At 42.5% G+C, this 7,172-nt stretch carries 6 protein-coding genes and 1 pseudogene; 2 read left to right on the plus strand and 5 right to left on the minus strand.

Annotation, left to right across the window (positions count from 1 at the left end; all coding sequences use genetic code 11):
- Nucleotides 1-40: 40 nt before the first annotated feature.
- The 3 genes from D6D85_RS12025 to D6D85_RS12035 form a co-directional block, all read right to left on the minus strand.
- A complete protein-coding gene (locus D6D85_RS12025; RefSeq protein WP_202617280.1) occupies nt 41-871 on the minus strand; it encodes a cobalamin-dependent protein in 831 nt (276 codons plus the stop codon).
- Between the two features lie 13 nt (nt 872-884).
- On the minus strand, nt 885-2,264 hold the full coding sequence (locus D6D85_RS12030) for a methyltransferase MtaB domain-containing protein (protein ID WP_125672291.1): 1,380 nt from the start codon (nt 2,262-2,264) through the stop codon (nt 885-887).
- Nucleotides 2,265-2,465: 201 nt separating this feature from the next.
- The gene (locus tag D6D85_RS12035; protein ID WP_125672285.1) at nt 2,466-3,077 is read right to left on the minus strand and encodes a hypothetical protein; all 612 of its coding nucleotides are present in this window, start codon (nt 3,075-3,077) and stop codon (nt 2,466-2,468) included.
- Nucleotides 3,078-3,177: 100 nt separating this feature from the next.
- Here D6D85_RS12035 and D6D85_RS12040 point away from each other — a divergent pair, with 100 nt between their 5' ends.
- Nucleotides 3,178-4,827, plus strand: a complete 1,650-nt coding sequence (locus D6D85_RS12040; RefSeq protein WP_125672286.1) for a methylamine methyltransferase corrinoid protein reductive activase — start codon at nt 3,178-3,180, stop codon at nt 4,825-4,827.
- A 9-nt stretch (nt 4,828-4,836) separates the two neighbouring features.
- On the opposite strand, the gene mtaA is transcribed toward D6D85_RS12040, so the two are convergent.
- On the minus strand, nt 4,837-5,889 hold the full coding sequence (mtaA, locus tag D6D85_RS12045) for a methylcobamide:CoM methyltransferase MtaA (protein ID WP_125672287.1): 1,053 nt from the start codon (nt 5,887-5,889) through the stop codon (nt 4,837-4,839).
- Nucleotides 5,890-6,256: 367 nt separating this feature from the next.
- On the opposite strand from mtaA, the gene D6D85_RS12050 reads away from it, so the two are divergent.
- A complete protein-coding gene (locus tag D6D85_RS12050) occupies nt 6,257-6,979 on the plus strand; it encodes a ParB N-terminal domain-containing protein (RefSeq protein WP_161969855.1) in 723 nt (240 codons plus the stop codon).
- On the opposite strand, the pseudogene D6D85_RS16450 reads toward D6D85_RS12050, so the two are convergent.
- Nucleotides 6,974-7,172, minus strand: a pseudogene (locus D6D85_RS16450) (hypothetical protein); the annotation flags it as partial. The gene D6D85_RS12050 and the pseudogene D6D85_RS16450 overlap by 6 nt on opposite strands.

Consider the following 7,172-nt stretch of genomic DNA (forward strand, 5'->3'; position numbering starts at 1 on the left):
ATTTGGTAATACTAAAAAAATAAAAAAGGGAATGGATATTTTATCCCATCCTGTCTGCGTATTCTGCAACAAACTCTCCTACAACCTTTGGATACTCGTAGCGGAGCTCTTTCCAAGTCTTTCCAGCCAATGCTGCATCTGCAAGCTTTGGAGCATGGTGAGCTTTTACTCCATAGACGCTGAAGTCATATGACTCCACAAAGTCTCTTTTTACAGCTCCACCACCGCAGCCGAAGACAGGAACGCTTATACCCTCTTTCTTCATCATCTCAGCAATTGCTGGGAATGCTGTCATTGTGGTTGTCATCAGGGCAGTTCCAGTCACCATTATAGGTTTGTGTTTCTTTATCGCTTCTATAACCTCTTTGTTGGGCACATCTCTTCCTAGATCTATAACTTCATATCCATTTGCCCTTAGGAACATGACTACCAAGTTCTTTCCTATGTCATGCGGATCTCCCTCAGCGACGAATGAAACCACAGTTCCCTTCTTTTTCGTAGCTTTCCCTAGCTTTTCCTCGCATAACTTCACTCCAGCCATCATTGCATCAGCTGACAGCATGACATCGGGCAGGAAGTACAAGGCTTTAGCATATAATGCACTTACTGCATCCATTCCCTTCCCTAAGCCATTCTCTATAACTTTAACTGGGTCTATCTTCTTTAATGCCTCTTTAACCTTCTCTTCTACCCCTTTTAGATCAGCTTTCAATACAGCCAGCGCTATCGATCTGAATGGCTCTTCAGTAGGCAGAATCTTCTTTACATCGGGGTCGTCTTCCGGCTTTATAGCTGGCCCCTCTACTACCACATTATACCTTATGTGAACATAGTCGAAATCTATCTTCTTTGCCAACTCTTCTATGGACATGACATCACCCCCCTCATAACTCATAGCTCTTCGGATCAAATGTCGGTATCTTTCCTTTGTACTCCCTCAAGCACTCATCAACGAATTTATCTGCCTCCATTGGAAGGCTTTCTAAGATGCTCACGAACTTATTGAGGGAGTCCAGTTCAAACCTAGTCAGTGCTATACGCTTGGCTTCATAAGCCTCCTTTATGATCTTAGCTGCCTCTAGTGCAGCAGCTCTAGATCTAAGGTACGGATCCTTTCCATACTCAACTATGGCCTTTGCTATTCTGAACGCATTCGGGTATGCCAGGATCAGAGCTTGCGGATCCCTGTACATATCCGTGAGGGCATATAGATCTCTTAAGACCTTTGCATATCCTGCCTGGATTGCTGTGTTCATTAAGGCAGCTTCATAACCGGTGGCTTGTAGCCAGACTGCTGGAGTTGGTCCTCCCATCTCCTCCCTGTGGAAAACAGATTCGTTGCTCCATACATCCACTGCTTGACAGACCAAGTTGCCCATTATGTCGGAATGGGCACAAACCGCATCCTTCCCCTCCTGAGCTATGGGAACCCCTGTTATGAACTTTATTATCGTGTTCTCATAGCCGCAGTCCTTCAAAGGTCCTGTTGCGCCACACTCAACGGCAACCAAGCTCCTAGCGGCAGACATAGCTCTCACCAAGGCAGCTCCTGTGTGGGACATATCCTTCCCCATGAGACCCCCGGCAACGAACATCGCCGTGTTTGCTCCTGAGCAATGTGTGTCTCCTGCAGGTCTTGTGTCATACTTTCTGCATATGTTAACAGCTCTTGTCCAGAAGTATTCCATATCTATATGAGCTAAGTACTCGCCGAAAAGTAATGCCTTAATATCTCCCCTCATCACTCCATAGTCTATTACTGACTTTCCACCCATTGTTTCAGCTGCTATATCAGAAGCTCCTGCTTCGCAGCATCTCTCTATAGTTTCTGCAATTCTATTGTCATACTCTGACCCCCTGAGACCTCCTTTCTCCTCCACTCTTATGTCTGCTACTGTCTGCCTGAGCGCTATTCTTACTCCATACTCCTTATAGTACTTCTCTAGAACCTCTAGCTGTGCATGGGTGCAGTCATAAGCCCAGTCTGGATAATAAGTCTGCTGAAAGACATGCTCTTGCTCCAACATGAATGCAGGCAGTCCTATATCAACAGCCCTGCTTGCTGCTTGTTCTGCTATTGAGGCCATCTCCCTCACAAGGGACTCTTTATCCTTCTCTGTTCCAGGAGCAGGTGCTACCTTTACCTCTGGGACAACAAAGCCTGCCCCGAAGACAATGCCAAAGTGCTCTTGCACAGGGAACTTTGCATGGCCAAAGAGTATCTCATCGGGGTCCTTATAGGCCAACTTTGTGTACCTTCTCAATACCATCTAGACACCTCTCGGCGCACATCTGTGCGCCGTAATAAAAAGCAAGCTTTTCTAATAAACTTTTTTCGACAAAAAAATAGGATGGATTATCCATCCTTTTCTTAAAAAAAAGTGTAATCGCCCTAATTAAGCGGAAAGTAAAGAAGCAGACGTCGATAAGCAAAACAATAAATGCCAATCTGCTTGGAAAAATTTTTAACATTTTAGCAGCAAATTAAATCCCACAAGTATTAAGCCCAGATTTTTGTTAGAGACATCCACTCCTTTTTCCTTAAGCCAGTTCTTTAGAAATTCGCATGCATTAGAGGAAGGCATCCCTAGAACAAGACCGTATACCCCTTCAGGAGGCTCTATTCCTACGCTCATCGGTGGTATAAATAATTTTATCTCACCAACTAGCGCTCTTTTGGTGCTATCAAAAGGAAGTTTATCTTTAAATATTACAAAACTATCACCTAATAGTATTACATTCTCATCATTGCGATATTTCTCAACCATAGATTTATCCCTTAGCTCCATTCCGACAGTTTCACCAAAGCATATGAGTTCGATCGGCTCAGGGGGATATACATACTCCTCATTTGTCAAGGCCACAAGCACATAATCTCTCTTTAGTACCTCTCGAACTCCTGCATTATATCTGCGGAAGAAGTTCTTAGGATCTGATTCCTCACAAACTTCTAGCTCTAAGATCTTTCTTTTCAGTTCATCTGGCAGAAGAATAATATCCGAGACTCCTTTTATGCATGAAAGCCTTTTCATGACCTCCATAACGTTCTTGATTGCCCACTTCTCCTCCTCCTGCATACGATCACTTCTACATTTTACTCGCTTGAGCTTAATAAATTTTCTTGGAATGTGAAGAAAATTTTTTAAACAACTCTTTAGCGTTGCTAGAGGATGGCTCATGTACGGGTTAGCTATTGACGTTGGAACTAGTGGTATAAGGGTTCAAGCACTTGATTTGGACTCCTCTGAGGTAATAGGGACAGCCATTACGCTTAGGCATCCTCTACCAGGCGCTAATGTGATAGACCATCTTCACTTCGCACTAGAGGTTGGAAGGGATATTGCACACAGACTGATCATAGATACAATAAATTCTCTGATAAAATGTTTGGAGATAGACGCATCTAAAGTTGAGAGAGTTGCTGTGGATGGAAATCCCACGCAGCTCTCACTTTTTCAAAATATAGAAATAAGAGATCTCGCTTTTTGGGGAGAGCATGCAATGCAAGACTTAGGCTTTACACCTCCGGAGAGAAAGGGATGCGTTGTAGAAGCAGAGTCCGTTGGTCTCGAAGTTAACCCGAAAGCTGAAGTGTACATACCTCCAAGCATTAGGCATGAGGTTGGAGGAGATGCACTGGCTATGCTGGTCAAATCAGGCGCTTTAGAGAAAAAAGGCATCTCTCTTGTAACAGACTTTGGAACAAACGCAGAAATCGCTCTTGTAGTAGATGGAGAGGCATATACATGTTCTGCTGCTGCAGGACCAGCTATAGAGGGGCAGAGAATCGAGAGGGGAATGCTAGCTTCACCTGGTGCCATTTCTGACATAAATATAGAGCCCGGAGGAAGCTGGAGATGTAATGTGCTTAATGATCAACTGATTGCTGAAAAAGGTGATTCAGTAAATCCAGCCTCAGGTGAGGTAATAGATAAAGGACCTATGAGCGGTAGAGCCTTAGGGATAACTGGAACTGGTGTAATTGCACTACTTGCCATTGGAATGAGATCCGGTCTTATTAAGCTTCCACATATTAATACAAAGAGTAGAAAGATATACTTACAGGATGGAGTGTATTTCACAGAACGTGATCTTATAGAGGCTGGTAAGGCAATAGGTGCTTTCCGCGCTGGGCACATCTCCCTATGTGAGGAAGCAGGTATCTCCATAAATGATGTCGAAACTTCTTTCATGGCTGGAGCATCCGGGTTTTATGTAGATGCGAATAAATCAGTGGAAGTGGGTCAAATCCCTGCGTGCTCAAGAAAAGTGGTACAGCTTGGAAATACATCTCTTGCAATGGCAAAGGATATTGTGCTCGATCCTGAGACCTTTGATAAGCTGCGCAACTTGGCAGAGAGCATGAGAGGTAAGCACATAATGTTAGCCACTTCAGAGGTATTCAAAAACGTCTACATTCTTGAGCTCTCCTACTGGACGGAGGGGATGCCGTTATCTATATATAATGAATATCTCCGCAGATATGGATATTCTCCACTACCTAGAAAGGCCACTAATGTAGAAATAAAACGCATGTATGCAAGAGATATACCAGAGCTGGGGAGGAAAGGTCTGAAAGTTCTAAGGGAGATAGGCTTAGTTCTAGTGGGTGAATTTGAGGGATGTACTGGCTGTGAAAACTGTGTAAGAAACTGCCCAGAAGGTGCGCTGAAAATTGAGGATATGGGAGGAGGAAGGTTTAGGGCCCTAGTGAAGACTGAGTTGTGCGATGGAATGGCTTGCTTGAGATGTCAGCAAGCCTGCCCTCAAAAAGTTTTCAAGTTTTCAAAATTGATAAGACAGCTACCAAAAAAAATAAGAAATTGAAAAAGGTAATTATCTAGCAAAGAACTCATCTCTAGCTTCCACCATGGCCCTGACATTGGCAAGAGGAGTTGGAGGTGCAAGACCGCATGCAGGTGCAAGAAAGTCAACACCTGCCTTAAGAGCCTGAAGTGCCTCTGCTTTTACCTCTTCTGGCTTTCCCATAAACAGTGTTTTAGCAGTAGATACATTTCCTGCTATTTTTACCTTTACGGGTCCACCAAAGGTCATCCTTGGAAAGCTAGGTTTACCTACTGATTTAGAGATGGCTTCCTTCGCCTTAGTTATGTCCACTTTATCCTCTATGCTTATTGCATCATAACCACATGCAGCCATATCACCGACTATTGGAAGAGCTGAACCACATATATGAAGCACCTTCTTTATCTTTATACTATTAGCTAACGTTTGCAGTCTCGGTTTAACCAAGTACTTGAAGTCAAGCGGGTTTAAGAGATCGGGAGAAGCAGTGGGCTCATTCACGGTAATTATGTCTGCTCCGGCCTCCGCTATTTTTGCACAATAGGATATATTAGCCTCCACAACAGTGTCCAAAAGCTTTTCTATGTTCTGAGGTTCGACTTTTATAGATCTCACAAGCTTTTCAGTTCCAATAAGATGACCACTTAATGTGAAAGGTCCAGTAATCCCAACTATAAGTGGCGCATCTAAGCCTTCCTCCTTCAAGAGCTCTATTGCCTTTAGGACTACTGGCACTCTTCCCCTATCCAGCCATCCTGGATCTATTCTCACCTCAGAGGGAGACTCAAATGCATGCGCTCTTATAGAAGGTTGCCTGTCTATTTTTCCCATATCTACCTTGCATCCAATTGCCTCAGCTTCAACGGTAAGACAGAAGGGTACTCTTATCGCTTCTAATCCGATCAGTTTGTACAATGATGCGCCAAGAGTCGCCATCTTGTTTGGATCGCTGTGTGCTTCTGGCCAAGGTGCTCCAACTTTTTGCATGGCCTCCACAATACCTACTTGTGTAAAACTGGTCACTGGAGTTTTATCGACTGGGTTGTCTGACAAAACGTTCAACACTCTTTCTTTTGGACCCATGAAAATCTCACCTGTCCGAGAAAGAAAGTACCAAATTTAAGCTTTATGGTCAGTGCGTGGAGAGATGATGTTACATAAATATGTAAAACAATTAGGCTTTTCTTTTTATATAAAATTTAAGTTATATATTTACATTATATTTTTCTGAGTATTATCTTACAAGAAGTGATGGATTTAATATAGTAAAATATTCATTTACAGGAGAGCTAAACAACTAAAACCGCAGAGGATTATCTATAGCATACAGCGAACAATCTGAGTCTTAGATCTATTGTTTATAATAGATATAATGAAATCATTTATTATATTATATTTAAGCATACGCAGGAAAGTAAGTTTTTTAAGAAATTTTAGGAATTACATAAGGATGCTGTCGAGAAGAAACAATAACCTCATCGGAGCTCCTGATATATGCGCTGCCGACTCACAAAATTTTCTGAAAGACACTAAATCTCCCAAATTGTCTTCTATAAGGCTTGAACTGCTTCCAATCAGTGAGCTTAAATCTCATGAGGACATTGAAGCTCCCAGATTTAAAATGTTGTTATCAGATATTGTCTCACGTAAGCTAGTTCTCAAGCCAATTATAGTTGAATCTAAGAAATTTATAGTAATAGATGGACATCACAGGCTCGCTGCATTAAAGGCCCTTGGCGTAAAGCACGTGCCAGCTTATGTGGTTGATTATCATCATGACGTACCTGTGCTCAGCGGATGGATGTTTGCGGGCGAACAAGTCTCAGGGAAGGTGTTCAAAATTCTTGAGGAAATGGAAAGCCTGTGCAAGCCTGGTCCTGATGAGTTGCTTGTTAAGACCGCTGATGACATGCTACACATTCAAGTAGACAGAATTGATATATATCTTGCAATAAAAGAGATAGATATAATCAATAAGTTACACTTAATAAAAATACCCTACAATGAGAGAGCACACTCTCATTTCAATGTGCTCATCTTGCCACCACCGCTCAAGCATACAGATGTGTATAGAATTGCTGAGAAAGGACTCGTATTTCCCCCGAGAACCACATTGCACATAACAGATCTCAAGAAATGCTATAGAACTTTTTTGTTAAAAAATTTATTATAAAACATCTCCTGCTATTAGCATGTTTGAGGAAGTTGTGGTGAACTTGTTCCTGCCGAGATGAAGCAGAAATCTCACGGATAAATCGGGCATATCATCGTGGAATACTCTTTTGTCATAGCTCACATGCTCTATCTTACCGATTATGAACTGATGATCTCCTGCGTCTATCTCTTTCAGGAGCCTGCACTCGATG

It is taken from the genome of Candidatus Methanodesulfokora washburnensis, from assembly GCF_003947435.1.
GTDB lineage: Archaea > Korarchaeota > Korarchaeia > Korarchaeales > Korarchaeaceae > Methanodesulfokora > Methanodesulfokora washburnensis.

Coding starts and splice junctions, on each gene's coding strand:
- D6D85_RS12025 (WP_202617280.1), bottom strand. CDS start 871: ATGTCCATAGAAGAGTTGGCAAAGAAGATAGATTTCGACTATGTTCAC.
- D6D85_RS12035 (WP_125672285.1), bottom strand. CDS start 3,077: ATGCAGGAGGAGGAGAAGTGGGCAATCAAGAACGTTATGGAGGTCATG.
- D6D85_RS12040 (WP_125672286.1), top strand. CDS start 3,178: ATGTACGGGTTAGCTATTGACGTTGGAACTAGTGGTATAAGGGTTCAA.
- mtaA (WP_125672287.1), bottom strand. CDS start 5,889: ATGGGTCCAAAAGAAAGAGTGTTGAACGTTTTGTCAGACAACCCAGTC.
- D6D85_RS12050 (WP_161969855.1), top strand. CDS start 6,257: ATGCTGTCGAGAAGAAACAATAACCTCATCGGAGCTCCTGATATATGC.